Origin of the sequence: Bhargavaea ginsengi (genome assembly GCF_900109165.1) — a bacterium.
GTDB classification, from domain to species: domain Bacteria; phylum Bacillota; class Bacilli; order Bacillales_A; family Planococcaceae; genus Bhargavaea; species Bhargavaea ginsengi.
Window position 1 is genome coordinate 1 of sequence record NZ_FNZF01000006.1, and the last position, 18,773, is coordinate 18,773.

The window sequence follows — 18,773 nt, forward strand, 5'->3', positions numbered from 1 at the left end:
CGGTGTTCCTGTGTCGCCTTCGCCATCTTCCTGTAGGGATGGGCTCTCCGGATTCTTGCATGAAGGCCGAAGAGGCCAGTGAGGCGCAGAATTTTCTTGTGGTTCATGACGACACCATATTCATTCCTCAAAATCATATGTAGAGTGCGGTATCCTGCTTTCCCTTTCTTCCGTTCCTGGATTTCAATCAGTAGAAGGGCATCCTCATAATCCGCCTCCGCACGGAGGTCACGTGATTCACGGCGGATCAGCCATTCATAGTAACCCTGCCGGCGGACTCCCGCGACCCTGCATAGATAGGAGATCGCCCTTTGGAGTCCATACGTTCGGATTACTTCATGAATCAATGCATATTTTTCTCCCGGTCTAAGCCTTACTTCCTCAGCCTCCTCTCGGCTGCCTCTAGCTTTTTTAACAATTCCAGTTCAGCCTCCAGATACTTGATCTTAGCCTGTGCCTTTTTCAGCTGTTCTTCCGCAGACAGATTCCGTGTTACCGGCCGGCCAGTGCTTCCGCGGCCCCGACGCTCGGACAACAGTCCTTCCTCACCAAGGGCGTCATACGATTTCCTCCATCGCTTTAGCGATTGTTTCGGTATATCCGTCCCGATCTGCCTGGGATCCAACCCTGCCTCCAGAAAGATTTCATATGGCGTCTTACCTTCCTGATAGGCCTTCACGGCCGACAGCTTGAATTCAGGCGAGTATTGTATGGTCTTATCCGTCACATGAAGGACGTTGGGATTGCCCTCGAGAAGTCGGCGAATGGATTCATTAATCGGTTGGCGGCTCATCAAAATCTCCTCCGTTCAACTTTGTGTCCAGTATAGCGGAGTTTTTGACCACGCAAAAACCCCGAACCGGGACTTTTTTAAAGTGTCCGTAGTTCGGGGTTCAGTTCACAAAGTATCAATATGATCTCATTTATTCCAATGATGAAGAGTTACTTCCAAGCCACATTTTTAATGCATGGTTTGAAGAAGTGAAGAGCCTAGAAACTGAGTGAACAAGAAACCCGCAGAGAAATTTCTGCGGGTTTCACTCCAATTAGTCGGGTACGTTGGTACCCGTGAAAAAAGGAAGTATATCTACCATGTTAAAGGTCAGAGATTATTGTCCACCAAAGTTCACCAAGGTTGAAGTGGATTTGTATATACCCCTAACCATTGAATTTGGAACATGGAATGTGTCAGAAGAACCTATAATTTATTGGAGAACAGGAGACTTTAAAAAATCCTTAATTGAAATAGGAGTAGGAAAAGACTTAGGGGATATTCGATCGATTACTTTAACAGTATGTGAAAACGTGTATAAAGAAGACTATGAACACTCTTATCTAAGTGATCCGGAAAGGGTAGTGGGGCTTCCTATCATTCATTCCAATCATGAAAATGATGAAATATACCGTGACGAAAGAGGGACTTTGGAGGTTTTTCTGGGGGGAAGCACACTCTATATAAAGTTATCGGAAAATGAAGTTGTATCTTATATACAGAATGAACCTATTGAATTTGGTATTGATCATGAAGACAGGGTGTGTGGCATTTTAATAAAAGAGATTAATGAAAGTGAAAAAAGTATTTTGATTGAAGCTTTGGACCTCCAATGATTGACGTCAACCAGACGTCATTGTGATCGCAGAGCCAACTTCCTTATGTAGAATCGATGCTAAAGTAAGGAGATTATTGTGAAAGCAAAAAAAATTCAAAGAGACCTTGAAGAAATACATTATTGGGATGCCAGAGTATTACAAATGGACAGCTGTTTTTTTGGTGACGAGGTTGCAATTGTATTTGAAGATACGGATGAAAACATAAAGGTCCTTTTCACCGGCTGTTCCGTCTTTTCGTTTAAGACCCATGTAAACGACAGATTGAAACCCTTAAAAGAATTGGTGAAAGCTCAAATACCATACTTTCTACAAGACATAGAGATTGAGGATATTCAAGTAGAAGGTAAGTCTTTGTTAAGATGCAAAATTCAAATGCCCCCTTTAGATGTTGAGTTAGTCTGCTCAAATACACTTATTGAGAGAGTCTCCACTGGCGAAGCTTTAGATGTGCCCAATGATTAACGGGAAATAAACGGCACATCTCTCCGATTTACTGCAACATGCGATGATCATCGGTGACGACTTGATGCAGGGGTTCATTGTTCTGATTAGCGAGGGCGAATTTGAGGGCGTTTATTACTGGGATGACTCTTATCAATTTGATGAGTCTACGGATGAAGAGAACACCTATTGGATTGCAGATAGTTTCAGTTCGTATGTGAAACAACTCATATAAAACGGGGAGATATTAGTGGGCAAGACATTTGAAGATTACCTTTTTGAAGCACAGACCGATATGGTTGCAGTGTGCTTGGAGTATGTAGATGGGAAAGCAGATGACATCTATATTTACGCTTCCTATGAGCCTGAGATGTACGCATTCAACGTTTTCTATAGGATTAATGGTAAGGTGGTACGTAAAAATCAATTAAACGAGGCAGTAGAATCATCTCAAAATCCAAAAGCACATGAGTATGATATTTCAAGGGAAAGAGTGAGTGCATTAACAAGGACAGGAATGGATAACTTAGAATTAATTCATGAAAAGTGTCAGAAATTTAATAGAGAAATGCCGACAGAATTTAAATTACATTATGATGTAAAGCAAAACAAACTCGAAGGTAACTATCGATACGATTTGGTTTATTCAAATGATGACGAATTACTTCCTGCAGATATTTTTGACGCATGGTTTGAGGAAGTGAAAAACCAAGAAAACTGAGTGAAAAGAAACCTGCGGGTTTCTCGAAGTTATTCACGCTTGATTGGATCGGGAGGAGCCTATCGTGAGCAAGATATTTGAAGATTTCTTTTCACAACTACAAACGGATATGGTGGCTGTATGTTTGGAATATGTAAATAATCAAGCGGACGATATCTATATATACGGGTCGTATGAACCTCAAATGTATTTTTTTGATGCTTTTTATAGGATGGATAAACAAGTTGTACATAAACATGAACTGAACAAGGTGAATGGCCAAAGATATGATGTTTCCGATGAGAGGCAGTGGGCATTACTTGATGCAGGTATAGAGGATTTAAAAGAAATTCACAAGAAACATAAGGAATTCAATCATGATATGCCAACAGAAATCAAGTTGCATTACGATGTGACCCAAAACAAACTTAGCGGAAAATATCGCTATGATCTGGTGTATTCAAATAGTGAAGAGTTGCTTCCGGACCATATCTTTGATGCGTGGTTTGAAGAAGTGAAACACCAAGAAAACTAAGTGAAAATAAACCCGCAGGGACTCCTTCCTGCGGGGATATTGCCTATTGCTCAGGCCGCCTTGGACTCATTACCAATGTACTTGAAGCTTATTTCCATCTGGGTCGTAAAAGTGGAAGAAGGCATGGCCGTGATCTTCTTTAATATCCTCGACCTTAACTTGATGATCAATCAAGTGTTGATGAAAATTGGATAATTCCGGGCTTGTAAAGCCGATGCTGAATTCTTGTTCATGGTCAATCGTGAAATGTGCATATGTTTCATCTTCGGTAGGAACTAAGATCAGCAGGAAAGGTCCTTCATTTACTTTTATAATTGCACGCTCATCCGTAGTGTTTAGCAGCTGGAGCCCTAATACATCCCTATACCATCGTGCGGACAGCTCTAAATCTTTTACGGGAATTCTAATGTAATGTACTTGTTCAATAAATGATTGACCCATAGCCTTCGCTCCTTTTTTCAAGCGGCATATTAAATTAGTTCCATTTCTATATACCTTGTTCCTTTAAAGGAACGATAAATTTACTATGACGGGCTTTAAGGATGGTGAATGATGAAAAGCTTTATATCTAAACTCGCAACACTTTTATGTACAGCGATATTTGGTGCCGTTTATTTTGCTGTCATTTTATTTCCTCCAATAGAGAATTTCATTACGGTTATTTATTACACTTGCATGATGTACCCGGTCATATTGTTATACATGTCACCGGGCATACTGGTTTCATACCTGGTTGATTTCATTAAAAAACGTACAGGCAAGACACATCTTCTTTTTTCTGTAGGAATGTACCTGGTGATAAGTTTTATCCTTTTCTATGTGCCTTTTATATTGATTCAAAAGGGAACTTCCGTTCATGCGATGTTTTACTTTTTGGTGATCCCTGTTCTTTATGGTGTTTTGGAGCTCCCCATTAGAAAGAAGTTTTCAGTTGTTTAACCCGCAGGGAAGTTTCTCTGCGGTGGACATGCGGAATCAATTTTTCTCATTGGTTGAAGCCTTTTTGTTTCTTATATATCTATATATATTAATAGCCACATTGATAGGGAGAGTTATTGCAAGTGCTAGTACAAATGATGCAGTTTGAGGGAGAAACATTGATGGGCCAAATAAAAAGTTCAAGATTGCAACCACTCCCAATGCACCTAAAGCAACTAAAGTATATATCCAATTATATGTCCAACCCGTCTTTTTGTTAGGTTCCATGTTAACAATGCCCCCCTTTATCTAGAAGATTAACTTTTGAATCCGCTCTGACTAAAGCAATCATAATTCCAATTTTATCTATTTCATTTTATTATACTGAAGAAAATTGAAATTTATACCCGCTGGGACACCTCCCTGCGGGTTTGATAGGATAAGGAGAAGAATGATGCCTGGCGGAAGGCGGGAGGAGGCAAGCAGATGGAGAAGTTTCCGGTGGCAATGAAGTTCTGCCATCCTTGGCGGTCTTATCAGGAAGAGGTGTTGTCGGAACTTGATCAGCATCTTGAAAACGGACATCTCCATCTGGTCGCGCCGCCGGGTTCGGGGAAGACGGTGCTGGGGCTGGAGGTGATGCGGCGGATCGGCAGGCGGACGCTGATTGTCGCTCCGACGATTGCGCTCCGTGAGCAGTGGGCGGACCGGCTCACCGACCTGTTCCTGGAGGGCGTTCGGCCGGACTGGCTGTCGTCTGATCTGTCATCGCCGGCATTTTTGACGGTGACGACTTACCAATCGCTTCACGCGCTGTTCAAGTCCGGCGGGGAAGGGCAGCTGCTCGCCGCAGGTTTCGGGACGATTGTGTTGGACGAGGCGCATCACCTGCGGACTTCTTGGTGGAAGACGATGATGGACATAAAGGAGGGGCTGGGAAACCCGGCGGTTGTCGCGCTGACCGCGACGCCTCCTTATGACGAGTCGCCGGCCGGCTGGCAGCGGTACGTTTCGCTGTGCGGACCGATCGATCTGGAAATCCCGGTCGCCTCGCTCGTGAAGGCGGGCGACTTGTGTCCGCACCAGGATTATATCCGGTTCACGGTTCCATCGGCCGAAGAGCTCTCGGAGATTTTGGCGTTCCGGGAACGGACGGATGAATTCCTGGATGAGCTGTGGGAAGACGGGGAATTCATCCGCTACCTCGAGCAGCACCGGTGGATCGCGCACACTGAGGGGCATGTCGAAGAGATCCTCGGGCTGCCCGCAGTGTTTTCGGCGATGCTGATGGTGCTGAAGGAAAGCGGTTCGGAGGCATACCGGGAGGCACTGCCGCTGATCGGCATGCCGGAGGAGACGATGCCAGAGCTTGACCGAAATTGGATGGAAGAGCTGCTGACAGGGATATTGTTCAGGCTGGGGGACGAAGAGGAGGAAACGGTCAACCGTCTGCGTAAGAGGCTGTCCCGGATCGGGGCCATCCACCGGCGCTCCGTTTACCTGACGTCCACGCCTGCGATCAGCCGCGCGCTTGTCCAGAGCCAATCGAAACTCAAGGCGGTTGCGGAAACCGTCCGTCTTGAAAAAGAGATCTTGGGTGACCGGCTGCGCATGGTCATCCTGACCGATTACATACGGGCGGATGACATGCCGTCAGTGCCCGGCGATGAAAGGCCGCTGACCCGGATCGGCGCGGTTCCGGTGTTCGAGATGCTGCGGCGGACGATGGGCGACCAAGTGAAGCCGGCCATTCTCACGGGATCGATTGCGGTTGTGCCGGCGTCTGCAGCGTCAAGGCTGGAAGGGGCGGTTCCGCTTCCGCATGATCCGTCGTTCGTGCGGATCCCTGTGAATGATTCGAACCGGCAGGGGATGGTTGCCGCTGTCACGGAGCTTCTTGAAAAAGGCGAAATCGATGTGCTCACCGGGACGGCGGCTCTCCTCGGCGAGGGCTGGGACGCGCCGTGTGTGAACTCGCTCATCATGGCATCCTATGTCGGTTCGTACATGCTGTCCAATCAGATGCGCGGCCGGGCGATCCGCCGCAATCCGGCAGACCGGGACAAGACGGCGTCAATCTGGCATCTCGTCACCGTCGACCGCGACGCGAAGGACGGCGGTGATGACTGGCGTTCGCTCGTCCGCCGGTTCCGCTCGCTTGCGGGGCCGGGGGCGGAGCGGGATATAATCGAGACCGGCATAGGCCGGCTCGCGGTCGGGGAACCGCCGTTTTCAAGGGAGGAGATCGACCGGCTGGACGGAGAAATGGAGCGACGGGCCCGTTCGCGGGAAACGCTCCGGGAACGGTGGATGCGGGCGGTCGATTCCGGCAGTCGGATGGTAGAGGAGGCGGTCCTGCCGCGCCGCTCCGTTCCGAGGCCGTTTTATCTCGACAATACGCTGAAGGGACTATTATATGTCGCCGGATTCACCGCTATCGGTGCGGCGTGGGACGCGGGAGGCTGGATTCGCCAGCTGACCGACACGCCGTTTGGAGAGTCTACCCTCTGGGGCGGGCTTGCCGGACTTGCGGTCGCCGCGCCTTCCTTCTGGCGCGCGGGCCGGCTGTACATGCGGCATCCGTCAGTCGAGTCGAGCCTGAAGGAGATCGCGGAAGCGCTGCACACCGCGATGCACCGGAGCGGGATGTTGGCCGGGCAGACAGAAGAGGGTGCCATCCGGGTCACCGATGACGGGCAGGGCTATAACACTTGCTGGCTCACGGTTGGCACGACCCATGAAAAGACCCGGTTCATGAACGCACTCGCCGAACTGCTCGGACCCATTGAGAATCCGCGCTATCTGATCGTGAGGCGATCTCGTGGATTCGGAAAGCGGTTAGACATCCATGCCGTGCCCGAAGAACTTGGGCGGAAAAAGGAGACCGCGGAGATGTTCCTGGAAGAATGGAAAAACCGCGTCGGCCGGGCCGAGCTGATCTACACGCGGACCCAGGAAGGCAGGAGACAGCTGCTTGAAGCCAGAATGCGCGCGCTGTCCGCGGCATTTGTGCCGGAACCCGGGCGCATCAGCGGATGGCGTTAGAGTTATCCACGGATGACAGCAAGTCTGAGTGCCCCGAATCACCGGTTTATCCCCGTCCTCCACAGAAAAATCCGACTTTTGCACGTGAATCCGGGGATAACCCGCTTATCCACAGGGGGGTTCGGGAGAAACAGAGGAGTTCTCCACAACCAAGGCGCCAAGGCCATCTGCCCCGGCGTCTTTTTTAAAGTCACCAACAACACCATCTGTTACAGTTGTCCGTCTTCGGGGACCATCTTCAGAATGATACCTATACGTGTCAATGGAACTTGGCTGAAGAAGGGGAAACGATTGAATTCGCCGAATACAAATCTAACGGCGGAAAGCCAAAGAATGGAGCAGATATGGGGGAGGAATCAAGTTGTTCATACATAAGATAAACGAGGACCTATCGTTAAAACTAATAGATTTAAGAGATAGCGAAAGCCTATTTGAATTAACCGACAAGTCAAGAGACCATTTGAAAACATGGCTGCCTTGGTTGGATTTTACTACAAAAATCGAAGATACCACAGAATTTATTAAAGGATGCTTAAAGGGTTTTGCTGAAAACAAGAGCTTGACTTCTGTTATTTTGTTTAAGGGAGAAATTGTTGGAGTTGCCGGCTACAATCACATTAATTGGTCAAATAAAACTGCATATATCGGTTATTGGCTTGGAGAAGGATTTCAGGGAAACGGAATAATGACCGAAGTGGCTAAAACATTGACCCATTATGCTTTTGATGAATTAGGTCTTAATAAGGTTGAAATAAGAGCTGCTGTTGGCAATAGGAAAAGCAGGGCGATCCCTGAGAGATTAAACTATGTAAATGAAGGATGTATTAGACAAGCAGAGTGGCTGTATGACCATTATGTAGATCACGTTGTATATGGAATGTTGGCTGAAGAGTGGAAGGGAAAATAGGTTCATCAAACGGGTTTACAAAAAGACGCCGAGGCCAACTGGCCCAGCGTCTTTTTATATCAACAACAATGCATCCATATCCAAGATTTCAATCTCTTTCTGCCCATTTTGCCGGATCCACCCCGCATCCTCGAACTCCGCAAACTTGCGGCTGATCGTTTCTGGCGTCGTGCCGAGATGGGATGCCAGGTCCTTGCGTGTCATCGGCAGCCGGACGACCTTGGAATTCGCCGCGTCGGCCCGCTCTGCCAGGTACATCGCGATCCGGGTATCGGCGGGTTCCGTCGCGAAGCTCGCGGCCTGTTTTTCAGATTGCCCAAGACGGCGGGCGAATTCATCCATGATGCGGAGCGAGATGGTCGGATACTTCAGGAGAAACGCCTGCAGGTCCTCGCGCCCGAGCGTGCAAAGCTCTGTATTTTCAAGCGCCTCCGCATACGAGTCATGGACCGTCTCGTTAAAGACGGCAAGCTCCCCAGTAAAGTCTCCCGGGCCGAGAATGCGGACGAGCTGCTCCTTGCCGTTTTCCGACAGGCGGTAAATCTTCACCCGGCCTTTATGGACGATGTAGAGCCGGTCGGAAGTTTCACCCGCCGAGTAAATCGTCTCCCCGCGCTTCACTTGTCTTGGGACGACTGTCCGGACAATCTCCCGGAGTTCCCGCTCTTCCAGATGATTAAAGATCGGCACGATCGAGATGCACATCTCGTGGCCGTGACTTGCATCGGCGTGCGCACAGGAGGCGCACTGTATCGGATTCTGTTCCATTGGTGCCCGCTCCTTTCCTCTGCCTCGTATTTTTCCATACCCGATTTCTATCCCAACAGTGGTTTCGTTATTCGTCTCCGACGTCTCGTCATTCATCACCATAGTTTCGTCATTCCCGCCTCCAATTTCGTCATTCGCACCCACTAATCCCGCCACCAACAAATGCCCCGCCGTCATTCAGGCGGGACATTGAAACCTCGGTCACTCCGCCACAGCCGGCTGCGGCCCGAATGGCTCAACGCCCTCCGGCTTCCGCTTTCTCTTACCGCCATTATACCGGACGAGGCGGATGGCGTTCAGGATGACGATCAGGACGCTGAGCTCGTGGATCAGCATTCCGGAGGCGAGGAAGATCTTGCCGAGCAGGACGCCGGCGAGGAGCAGGAAGACCGTGCCGACGGCGAACCAGGTGTTCTGTTTCATGTTGCGGACGGTGGCTTTGGCGAGCAAGCGGGCGTGGGCGAACTGGTCGAGCCGGTCGGCCATGAGCACGACGTCCGCAGTTTCCATCGAGATGTCCGTGCCGCCGGCGCCCATCGCGATGCCGATGTCGGCGGTGGCGATCGCCGGCGCGTCGTTGACCCCGTCGCCGGCCATCGCGACCCGGCGCCCGTCTTGTTTCAGCTTTTTCACGAATGCGACTTTGTCTTCGGGGAGAAGTTCGGCATGCACTTCATCCAGGCCGAGCTGTTTGCCGACGAGCGCCGCGGCGTGGCGGTTGTCGCCGGTGAGCATGATGATCTGTTTCACGCCGCTTTCGCGGAGGCTCCGAATGGCGTCTTTGGCTTCGGGACGGACCCGGTCGGCGATGGAGATCAGGCCGCGTAGCTGTCCGTCGACCGCAGCGAAGATCGCCGTGTTGCCGGCTTTTTCACGCGCAGTGGCCGCCGCTTCCGCTTCCGGTGTAACTCCGATGCCGTTTTCAGCCATCAGTTTCCTCGTGCCGGCAATGACACGCTGTCCGCCGACCATCGCCGTGAGCCCGTGCCCCTTGATAATTTCAACTTCTTCCGGCTGTTCCAATCCGATCATGCCACGGTTCCGGGCTTCTTCTACGATTGTGCGTCCCAGGTGGTGTTCCGAAGCGGTTTCCGCAGCAGCAATCATCCGCAGCAGTTCGCCGGCGTCTCCGCCGAATGCATCGATCGCCGTCACTTCCGGCCGGCCTTTCGTCAGTGTGCCGGTCTTGTCGAATACGACCGTATCAATTTTTGCGAGGGCTTCCACTGATTCGCCGCCCTTGAACAGGACGCCGTTTTTGGCGCCGTTGCCGATGCCGGCGACGATCGAGACCGGTGCCGAGATGACGAGCGCACCCGGGCAGGCAATCACGAGGAACGTGAGGGTCAGTTCGATGTTGCGGGTGAACAGATAAACGATGATCGACAGGATGACAATGCCCGGCGTGTAGATGTTCGCAAACTTCTCAAGGAACTGCTGGGTCTTTGTCTTCGAATCCTGTGCTTCTTCGACGAGTTCGATGATTCTAGCGAACGTGGTGTCATCACCGGTCTTTTCGGCGATGACTTCCAGGTAGCCGCTTTCGACGATGGTCCCGCTAAAGACGGTGTCGCCGTCTGCTTTTGCCGCGGGAACCGATTCACCGGTGATGGCGGCTTCGTTCAGATGTGCCCGTCCGCCGGCAACCCGTCCGTCGACCGGCACTTTGCCGCCCGTGCGGATGAGGACCCGGTCTCCCGCTTCGACCTCATCGGCAGGGATGACTCTTTCAAGGCCGTCCCGCACGACGGTCGCTTCCTGAGGCGCCATGTCGATCAGGTCTTTAAGCGACTTGCGTGTTTTCTCAAGGGTTCTGGCTTCCAGATAAGCCCCGAACAGGAAGAGGAACGTGACGGCCGCCGACTCGACGTATTCGCCGATGAACAGCGCGCCGACAACGGCGATCGTGACGAGCAGTTCGATGCTGAAGGCTTTCATGCGGAGTGCCTGCAGCGCCTTCAGGGCGATTGGCACACCCGCGATGATGGTGGAGACAATCAGCGTAGAGGACTTGAGTTCCTGAGAACCTGTGAAGTGAAAGAAGATGGCCAGGGCCAGGAGGCCGCCGGTGACGGCCGTGATCCAGGCTTTTTGTTTGCCTGTCATTTTGTTTCACACCTTTCCTGATTTGGCGGGCATCTTACGACACTTTCTTCGAAAGAACCGGATATCCGAGTTTCTTCACTGTACCTTCGATCTCTTCCGCACTGACTTTCCCGTCGTCGAACCTGGCCTTCACCTTGCCTGAGTTGAACAGCACCTTCGCCTGTTCCACACCGTCCATCTTCCCGAGAGCACCTTCGATTTTCTTGATGCAGCTCGGGCAAGTGAGAGCTTCCATCTGAAGGACAACTTGTTTCATTTCGATTCCTCCCTGTCTGTTGTTATCTTTATTATCGGATGAATCCGGAACGGCGGCCTTGATGCCCGTCAAGAAATGCAGATTATTTTCCTGTCCGAGCGTTTTTCCACTCCTGTTGGGGAATACGAAAAGTAATACATACGGGAGGAGGGGTGCGGATGGAAACCGAGCAGCAACATTTCTCTGACATGAAGAGGCGGGTATATAAGATCGTTTTGCCGGTCCTTGCGCTGTCGCTTGGGATGAGCCTGTTCTTGTCGGTCAACGAGGGGCTGCTGCTGACGATCAATCTGATCCTGCTCATCGGCATGCTGTTTGCCTGGCTCCTTTTATCCACCAGGTTTCCGCTGGTGGCCATCGAGTGGTGGCTGCTCATCCTCGCCGTCATCTACCTTGCCACGATGATCGTTCAGGGCATCTATGTTCAGATGCTTGATCTTGGCGAAGGGTCGCTTGGCGATTTCATCGTCTGGCTGCCCCTCATCACCCTGGCCATGTTCCTTATTTTCGATCGGATACAGGCGATGATCGCCAATGCCATTCTGCTGGTTGTCCTGCTCATTCCTGCGGTACCCGTGTTCGGACGGCTCCGGTCCGAACAGATTGAGTCGCTGATTCTCTTCTACGCGGGGATCATCGTCTACACAAGCCTTGCGTATTTTCTCCACCAGCTCTACCGGCGGCGTGCAGAGCAAAATGCAATGCTGCGGTTCGCCTATATCGATGCTCTCACAGGTATTGCGAACCGGCACCGGATCGACAACTGGCTCATAGAGAAGACCGAGGCGGGGGAACGGGACGGCTTTCTGTTCTCGGTCCTTTTTTTCGATCTTGATCATTTCAAGGACATCAATGATGTTTATGGCCACAAAACCGGAGATGATGTCCTGCGGCAGCTGGCTGAAGTCGTGGGGAAGGAAGTGGGACAGGGGGATCTGTTCGGGCGTTGGGGCGGTGAGGAGTTCATCGTCCTCACCGACACTGGCGAGGGACCCGCATTCATGCTTGCTGAGCAATTGAGAAAGGCGATTGAAAACCATGATTTCGGCATTGCCGGAAACGTAACAGCGAGCTTCGGCCTGTCCGTAAACAGGCCGGGCGACACAGCCGAGTCTGTGCTGTCCCGTGCCGATGAGCGCATGTACCGCTCCAAACAGGCAGGCCGTAACCGGGTCACCGGCCGCACAATGGAAAGCGGGCAAGGGTGAAGAAGAGACGGCCATGACTGCAACGGAAGGAGGAGTGATGATGAGTGCCGAGCAGCGGTTCAACGAATTAAAGCGGCGAGTCTATCTGTTTATCCTGCCGACCATCGCGGCGGCTTTTACCCTGAACATTCTCATCGCCGGAGAGATCCTTCTGATGCAGATCATCCATTCCGTGCTCTTGATCGGGATTGTGGCCTGCTGGGTTCTTTTGTGGACGCGGGTGCCGCTGATCGTACCCGAACTGATCATCCTCACATCTTCCCTCGTCTATTTGTTGGCCGCTATCCTGAGCTCCCTGTTTGTCGATATGCTGGCGGAGGGAGAGCCCGGGCTCGGGGACTTCATCCTTTACATGCCGCTGACCCTTATCCTTGGATTTCTCATCCTTGAGAGGAAGCAGGCTGTAATCGCCTGCTTTACGCTCCTGCTATTTCTGATTGCTCCTGCTGTTCCGGTGTGGGGCAGCCTCAGCCGTTCCCAGACAGATTCGCTGATCACGCTGTACGTCAGCCTGTTCATGTATACCTTCCTTTCTTTTCTTCTACATATCCTTTACCGGCGGCGTGCTGATCAGCGGGCAATCGCCCGGTTTGCTTATATCGACGCCCTGACCTGGGCGGCGAACCGTCACCGGGTGGACGGGTGGCTGACTGAAAAAGTCGAGCAGGCTGACCGGGATGGGACCGAGTTTGCGGTCATCCTCTTTGACCTCGACCATTTCAAGAAGGTAAATGAAGGTTGCGGGTACAAAAAAGGGGATGATATCATCCGGCAAATTGCCGATCTGGTGCGTACCGAATTGGGGGCCGGTGATCTGTTCGGACGGTGGGAAGACGAGGAGTTCGTTGTCATCACGGATGGGGAGGTGCCGCATGCGATGGAACTGGCAGAGCGGCTTCGTGCTGCCATCGGGACTCATGACTTCGGGACGGCCTGCAAAGTGACCGCGAGTTTCGGGGTTGCGGGAGAGCTTCCGGGCGATACGCCGGAACGCCTCCTGAACCGCGCCGATGAGCGGATGTATCATTCCAAGCGGACCGGGCGTAACCGGGTGACAGGGGAGACGGCAGAAGATCTGAAAAAGACGAAAAATATCGATGTAAGCATTTAATATCGTTCGCCTTTCCGTTATAATTGGGTCAGAAGATCCGAAAGAGGTGGACTGTGTGGAGCGGATTTACGAAGGGAAGACCAAAGATGTCTATGAGCTGGAGGACGGGACAATCCAGCTGAAGTTCAAGGATGACGTGACCGGGGAAGACGGGGTGTTCGATCCTGGAGCCAATACGGTCGGTCTGACGATCGAGGGAGCCGGACGCGCCGGTCTCCGCATGACGGAATACTTTTTCGGTAAGCTGGCAGAGGCCGGCATTCCGACGCATTTCATCGGGGCGGACCTGGACAACCAGACCATGAACGTCCGAAAAGCGGACGTATTCGGCAAGGGGCTTGAAGTGATCTGCCGGTATCGTGCAGTCGGAAGCTTCCTGCGCCGCTACGGGGCTTATGCGGAAGAGGGGCAGCCGCTTGATGCCTTTGTCGAAGTGACGATCAAGGACGATGAGCGCCAGGACCCGCCGATCAGCAAAGATGCACTCGTCGCCCTCTGCATCCTGGAAGCCGGGGAATATGACACGCTCAAGTCGCTCACCAAGCAGATTTCCGGCGTCGTAAAAGATGAGCTTGCCGATCGGGGGCTCGATCTGTACGACATCAAGCTTGAATTCGGCCGCGACGCCAAAACCGGTGAAGTCCTCCTGATCGATGAGATCTCCGGTGGCAATATGCGCGTATACAAAGAAGGCGAATATGTGGAACCTCTAAAGCTCGAACAGCTGCTGTTCGGGTGAGGCGATACGAAAAAAGCACCTGCCCGGAAATGGGTCAGGTGCTTTTTGGACTGGATACCTTGCCAGATCCGTCAATTGAGTGTATCCGTCCCGAACTTCTCCTCCAGACGGCGGAGGCAGTTTCCAAATTCCGGGTAGGGACGGAAAATGGCGAGGACACCCCGGATTGCGGTGACATCGGCACTTGGGCCTGCATCGGCCTGTGTCCCCAGAAAGTCGAGGCTCGATGACAGGTACTGGGCGGTCGCGCGGGGAAGCGCCAGGCCGGACAGGATGGTGCGCATCACATCAATGACCCCTGCTGTATCCGTCTCCTCATCGCCTTCCGCAAAAAAGGAGAACAGCGTCCGCACCGTCTCGTCGTCAAGAAGCGGCCGGTAGGTTCCGGCAAGAAATTCCTCTGCTGCCTGGCCGGTCATCCGGACGATGAGTTCGGCCAGTGCTTTCGGATAAAGGGCCTGGGGATTCGAGATGAACTGCTGCATATAGTTGTTTTTGATGCCTTCCGTGATGACGGAGATGTCGTGGATAAATGGGCGGATTGCCTGGCCGTACATCGAGGTGAGCTGTTCTCGGTACCATTCGGCCTGTGACACCCGGAGTTCTTCGATAAAGCGGATCAGTTCGGGATTCAGGCTGTAGGCCTGGTCACGGACAACCATCGCGATAAAGTCGGTGTGGCGTTGGATCTGGGAGATCTGGACCTCGGTCTGGCGCAGGAAGTTATCCTTGGCGGACAGCGCAGGGTCGACTGCATTCTCCATTTCCTCCTGGATCAGTGAGGTGTAATACCTGAAGATCTCTACTTGGAGAGCATCCTTCGATTTGAAGTGAAGATAGAAGGCACCTTTTGAAATTCCGGCATGGGCGGCGATTTCCTGGATCGAGGTGCCGTGGAATCCTTTTTCCGTGAAAAGGGCGATCGCCGCCTCGATGATGCGCTTCTTGGTTTCGTTCATGGGCTTGGTCCTCCTTTGACCGGACGGTCAGTAAATCCAGTATAGCAGAATAAAAATGGATAAAGTGTGACAACTGGCTCATATGATTGTATCCGGTTGCTGTTTCCTTTATCCTAATAGAGGTAAACTGACCGGTCAGTCACAGGAACGGAGGAAAGCAAGATTGAAAAAGATCATCAACTTTTCCATCAACAATAAGTTCACCATCTGGCTTCTGACGATCATGGCCATTGCTGCGGGGATCTATTCTGCAGCCACCATGAAGCAGGAGTCGATGCCGGACATCACGGTACCGGTCGTGTCGGTCATGACCGTCTATCCGGGTGCATCCCCGGATGAGGTTGCCGATTCGGTCACCGTCCCGGTCGAGCAGAGTCTGAGGAATGTCGAGGGTGTGAAATCGATCCTCTCCTCCTCGATGGAGAACATCTCTTCCATCCAACTCGAGTTCGATTTTGAGAAAGACATGGACCGGGCGGTCACGGAAGTGGAGGGCGTCCTGAAAAACGTCTCGCTTCCGGATGATGCACAGGATCCGGCAATCTCCCGGATCAGCATTAATGCCTTCCCGGTCGTCGCCCTCAGCATCACCGGCAACGGCCAGGACCTCGACGAACTGACGGAAATCGCCGTCAAGGACATTGTCCCGGCAATGGAAGAAGTCGAAGGGGTCGGCAATATCCAGGCAAGCGGCCAGAAGTCGAAAGAAGTCCGGATCGACTTCGACGATGCCAAGCTTGCCGAGGCAGGCCTCGACCGCGAAACGGTCACGGGAATCATCCAAGGATCCAACATCGCCTTCCCGCTCGGGCTGAACCAGCTTGACGGCTCAATGAAGAATGTTGTGATCGACGGATCCATCGCTTCGCTCGAGGCGCTGGAAAACCTGCAGATTCCGGCAGTTCCGTCCCAGGGAGCCGGCCAGCCGGGTGCTGATGGAGCGCAAGCCGGCCAAGGTGCCGGTGCAGCCCAGGCAGCTCCGGGTGCAGGCGCAGGTGCGATGCCTCCGGCTGCCATGGCAGGTCTTCCGACGGTCGCCCTTTCCGACGTGGCGACCATCGAAGTCATCAATGAGTCCGAGTCGATCTCCCGCACAAACGGGGAAGACTCGATCGGCATCCAGGTCGTCAAGAGCCCCGATGCCAACACGGTCGATGTCGTCAACGGAATTAAAGATGAAGCCAAGCAACTGGAAGAAGACTATGGCGTGGATATCGCCGTTACGTTTGACCAGGGTGAGCCGATTGAACAGTCGGTCGAAACGATGCTTTCGAAGGCGCTCTTCGGTGCGCTGTTTGCGATCATCATCATCCTGCTTTTCCTGAGAAGCATCAAGACAACGTTCATCGCGGTCATTTCGATCCCGCTGTCGCTTCTCCTCGCGCTGCTTGTCCTGAACTGGATGGACATCACACTGAACATTATGACGCTCGGCGCGCTCACGGTCGCGATCGGGCGGGTCATCGACGACTCGATTGTTGTCGTCGAGAACATCTACCGCAGGATGCATCTGCCGGATGAGCCGCTTAAGGGCAAGAAACTGATCCTTGAGGCGACGAAGGAAATGTTCGTTCCGATTGCATCCTCGACGATTGTCACGATCGCGGTCTTCCTGCCGCTCGCACTCGTTTCCGGCCAGGTCGGCGAAATGTTCCTGCCGTTCGCGCTTGCGGTCGTGTTCGCCCTTCTCGGATCACTCCTCGTCGCCATCACGGTCGTACCGATGCTGTCGCACTCGCTGTTCAAGAAGCAGCTTTACGGCAGCCGGAACGGCGTCGCGAAAAAGACCGAGAAGCCGGGACGCCTTGCCAAGAGGTACACGGGCATCCTGGAATGGGCGCTTAATCACAAATGGATCACGGGCGGCATCTCGGTCCTGCTCCTAGCGGCGAGTTTTCTGCTCGTCCCTCTGATCGGGGTCACATTCATCCCTGAAGAAGAACAGAAAGTGGTCATGGCGACCTACAATCCGGAAGCCGGCCAGCCTGAAGAAGAAACACTTGAAATCGTCTCCCGCGCCGAAGAGCTTCTTGAAGATCGGAAGGGCGTCACGTCCTATCAGTTCTCGATCGAAGGAGCCGGAGGCGGAATGGGCATGATGATGGGCGGCGGCGCAAACTCCGCACTGTTCTTCATCGAGTATGATTCCGACTTCGAAAACTTCTCGGAAGAGCCGAAAAAACTCGTTGAGTCACTGAACAAAGAATCCGAAAAAGGCGAATGGGGCTCGATGGACTTCACGTCCATGAGCGGCGGTTTCGAACTGTTCGTCTATGCAGACAACGAAGACGATCTGAAAGCCACATCCGACCAAGTTGAAGAGATTCTGAACAACACGGACGGCCTGGAAGCGGTCGAAAGCGACCTGACGGAAGCGTACGATCAGTACACCTTCGTCACTGACCAGCAGCGCCTCGCCGAACTCGGCCTGACCACTGCGCAGATCGGCATGGCGCTGAACGAGGGCAACCAGGGAGCGGCTCTCACCTCCGTCAAACATGACGGCGAGACGCTTGACGTCTTTGTCGCCGTCGAAGAAAAGGAATTCGGCACGTTTGAATCCCTTGAAACAACTGAAGTCCCGACCGCTCTAGGCGGCACGGTCCAGCTCGGCGAAATTGCCGAAGTCGAGGAAGGCGAAGCACCGACGACGGTGACCCGCCGGAACGGCAAGCTGTACACGACCGTATCTGCTGAAGTGACCGGCAAGGATTCCACGGCGATTTCCCGCGAAGTCCAGGAAGAAGTGGACGGACTGGATCTCCCTGCGGGTTCAACTGTTGAATTTGGCGGCATCACCGAACAGATCAACGAGTCGTTCACGCAGCTCGGCCTTGCCATGCTGGCGGCGATCGCCATTGTCTACTTCGTGCTCGTCGTGACATTCGGCGGCGCACTGGCACCATTCGCGATCCTGTTCTCGCTGCCATTCGCCCTGATTGGAAGCTTCGTAGCGCTGTGGATCGCGGACGAACCGATCTCGGTATCCGTCATGATCGGCGCGCTCATGCTGATCGGGATTGTCGTCACGAACGCGATCGTCCTCATCGACCGCGTCATCCACAAGGAAAACGAAGGCGAAACGACGCGTCAGGCTCTGCTTGAAGCCGGCGCCACCCGTCTCCGCCCGATCCTGATGACGGCGCTCGCAACGATCTTCGCCCTGATCCCGCTCGCCATCGGATCCGAAGGCGGCGGCCTGATCTCCAAAGGACTCGGCATCACGGTCATCGGCGGCCTCGTCAGCTCGACGTTGCTGACGCTGCTCATCGTACCGATCGTGTACGAAGTCCTCGCGAAGTTCCGCAAGAAGCCAATGGTCGAACCTGAATAAGTTGTGCAGACACCTGTCCCTTCGGGGGCGGGTGCTTTTTTGGTTTGAGGCGTTGGAGTTGCCGCATGGGGCGGGAAGTTGCCATATGGACCGGGAAGTTGCCATATGGGCCGTGGAGTTGCCATATGGGTTGCG

The 18,773-nt window shown here is 52.9% G+C and carries 18 protein-coding genes; 10 read left to right on the plus strand and 8 right to left on the minus strand.

Annotated elements, in window-relative coordinates:
* Positions 1–347, minus strand: a 347-nt coding sequence (locus tag BMX91_RS12975) for an IS3 family transposase (protein ID WP_143059389.1), incomplete at its 3' end; no start/stop codon positions are given.
* Positions 348–373: 26 nt separating this feature from the next.
* The gene (locus BMX91_RS12980; RefSeq protein ID WP_092055123.1) at positions 374–793 is read right to left on the minus strand and encodes a helix-turn-helix domain-containing protein; all 420 of its coding nucleotides are present in this window, start codon (positions 791–793) and stop codon (positions 374–376) included.
* Positions 794–1,092: 299 nt separating this feature from the next.
* Between BMX91_RS12980 and BMX91_RS12990 the strand changes: the two genes are divergently transcribed.
* From BMX91_RS12990 to BMX91_RS13010, 4 genes are all read left to right on the plus strand, one after another.
* The gene (locus tag BMX91_RS12990; protein ID WP_092055126.1) at positions 1,093–1,608 is read left to right on the plus strand and encodes a hypothetical protein; all 516 of its coding nucleotides are present in this window, start codon (positions 1,093–1,095) and stop codon (positions 1,606–1,608) included.
* Positions 1,609–1,686: 78 nt separating this feature from the next.
* Positions 1,687–2,073: a hypothetical protein gene (locus BMX91_RS12995; RefSeq protein ID WP_092055128.1), complete on the plus strand. Its 387-nt coding sequence runs from the start codon at positions 1,687–1,689 to the stop codon at positions 2,071–2,073.
* Positions 2,074–2,347: 274 nt separating this feature from the next.
* The gene (locus tag BMX91_RS13005; RefSeq protein WP_092055471.1) at positions 2,348–2,773 is read left to right on the plus strand and encodes a DUF600 domain-containing protein; all 426 of its coding nucleotides are present in this window, start codon (positions 2,348–2,350) and stop codon (positions 2,771–2,773) included.
* Between the two features lie 64 nt (positions 2,774–2,837).
* On the plus strand, positions 2,838–3,287 hold the full coding sequence (locus BMX91_RS13010) for a DUF600 domain-containing protein (protein ID WP_245744454.1): 450 nt from the start codon (positions 2,838–2,840) through the stop codon (positions 3,285–3,287).
* A gap of 69 nt (positions 3,288–3,356) precedes the next feature.
* Here BMX91_RS13010 and BMX91_RS13015 read toward each other — a convergent pair whose 3' ends face one another.
* A complete protein-coding gene (locus BMX91_RS13015) occupies positions 3,357–3,728 on the minus strand; it encodes a VOC family protein (protein WP_092055131.1) in 372 nt (123 codons plus the stop codon).
* A 534-nt stretch (positions 3,729–4,262) separates the two neighbouring features.
* Positions 4,263–4,493: a hypothetical protein gene (locus BMX91_RS13025; protein ID WP_092055134.1), complete on the minus strand. Its 231-nt coding sequence runs from the start codon at positions 4,491–4,493 to the stop codon at positions 4,263–4,265.
* A 198-nt stretch (positions 4,494–4,691) separates the two neighbouring features.
* Here BMX91_RS13025 and BMX91_RS13030 point away from each other — a divergent pair, with 198 nt between their 5' ends.
* Entirely contained in the window at positions 4,692–7,250 is a 2,559-nt protein-coding gene (locus BMX91_RS13030) for a DEAD/DEAH box helicase family protein (RefSeq protein WP_092055136.1), read from the plus strand.
* A 361-nt stretch (positions 7,251–7,611) separates the two neighbouring features.
* Positions 7,612–8,157 carry a GNAT family N-acetyltransferase gene (locus BMX91_RS13035; protein ID WP_092055138.1) on the plus strand — a complete coding sequence of 182 codons (546 nt, stop codon included), beginning with the start codon at positions 7,612–7,614 and terminating at the stop codon, positions 8,155–8,157.
* 54 nt (positions 8,158–8,211) lie between these two features.
* Here BMX91_RS13035 and BMX91_RS13040 read toward each other — a convergent pair whose 3' ends face one another.
* The 3 genes from BMX91_RS13040 to BMX91_RS13050 all read right to left on the minus strand — a co-directional run bounded on the left by BMX91_RS13040 (position 8,212) and on the right by BMX91_RS13050 (position 11,287).
* Complete coding sequence (locus BMX91_RS13040; protein WP_092055140.1) at positions 8,212–8,925, minus strand: Crp/Fnr family transcriptional regulator; 714 nt, start codon at positions 8,923–8,925, stop codon at positions 8,212–8,214.
* A gap of 201 nt (positions 8,926–9,126) precedes the next feature.
* Entirely contained in the window at positions 9,127–11,031 is a 1,905-nt protein-coding gene (locus BMX91_RS13045; protein WP_092055143.1) for a heavy metal translocating P-type ATPase, read from the minus strand.
* A gap of 34 nt (positions 11,032–11,065) precedes the next feature.
* Positions 11,066–11,287: a heavy-metal-associated domain-containing protein gene (locus BMX91_RS13050; RefSeq protein WP_092055475.1), complete on the minus strand. Its 222-nt coding sequence runs from the start codon at positions 11,285–11,287 to the stop codon at positions 11,066–11,068.
* A 158-nt stretch (positions 11,288–11,445) separates the two neighbouring features.
* Here BMX91_RS13050 and BMX91_RS13055 point away from each other — a divergent pair, with 158 nt between their 5' ends.
* The 3 genes from BMX91_RS13055 to BMX91_RS13065 are packed head-to-tail and all read left to right on the plus strand — an operon-like array spanning position 11,446 to position 14,345.
* Positions 11,446–12,495 (plus strand): GGDEF domain-containing protein, encoded by a 1,050-nt coding sequence (locus BMX91_RS13055; protein ID WP_092055145.1) that lies wholly within the window; start codon positions 11,446–11,448, stop codon positions 12,493–12,495.
* Between the two features lie 13 nt (positions 12,496–12,508).
* The gene (locus tag BMX91_RS13060) at positions 12,509–13,606 is read left to right on the plus strand and encodes a GGDEF domain-containing protein (RefSeq protein WP_245744455.1); all 1,098 of its coding nucleotides are present in this window, start codon (positions 12,509–12,511) and stop codon (positions 13,604–13,606) included.
* 55 nt (positions 13,607–13,661) lie between these two features.
* The gene (locus BMX91_RS13065; RefSeq protein ID WP_092055148.1) at positions 13,662–14,345 is read left to right on the plus strand and encodes a phosphoribosylaminoimidazolesuccinocarboxamide synthase; all 684 of its coding nucleotides are present in this window, start codon (positions 13,662–13,664) and stop codon (positions 14,343–14,345) included.
* Positions 14,346–14,416: 71 nt separating this feature from the next.
* Here BMX91_RS13065 and BMX91_RS13070 read toward each other — a convergent pair whose 3' ends face one another.
* A complete protein-coding gene (locus BMX91_RS13070) occupies positions 14,417–15,304 on the minus strand; it encodes a TetR/AcrR family transcriptional regulator (protein WP_092055152.1) in 888 nt (295 codons plus the stop codon).
* 163 nt (positions 15,305–15,467) lie between these two features.
* On the opposite strand from BMX91_RS13070, the gene BMX91_RS13075 reads away from it, so the two are divergent.
* A complete protein-coding gene (locus tag BMX91_RS13075) occupies positions 15,468–18,638 on the plus strand; it encodes an efflux RND transporter permease subunit (RefSeq protein ID WP_092055155.1) in 3,171 nt (1,056 codons plus the stop codon).
* Positions 18,639–18,773 lie beyond the last annotated feature (135 nt).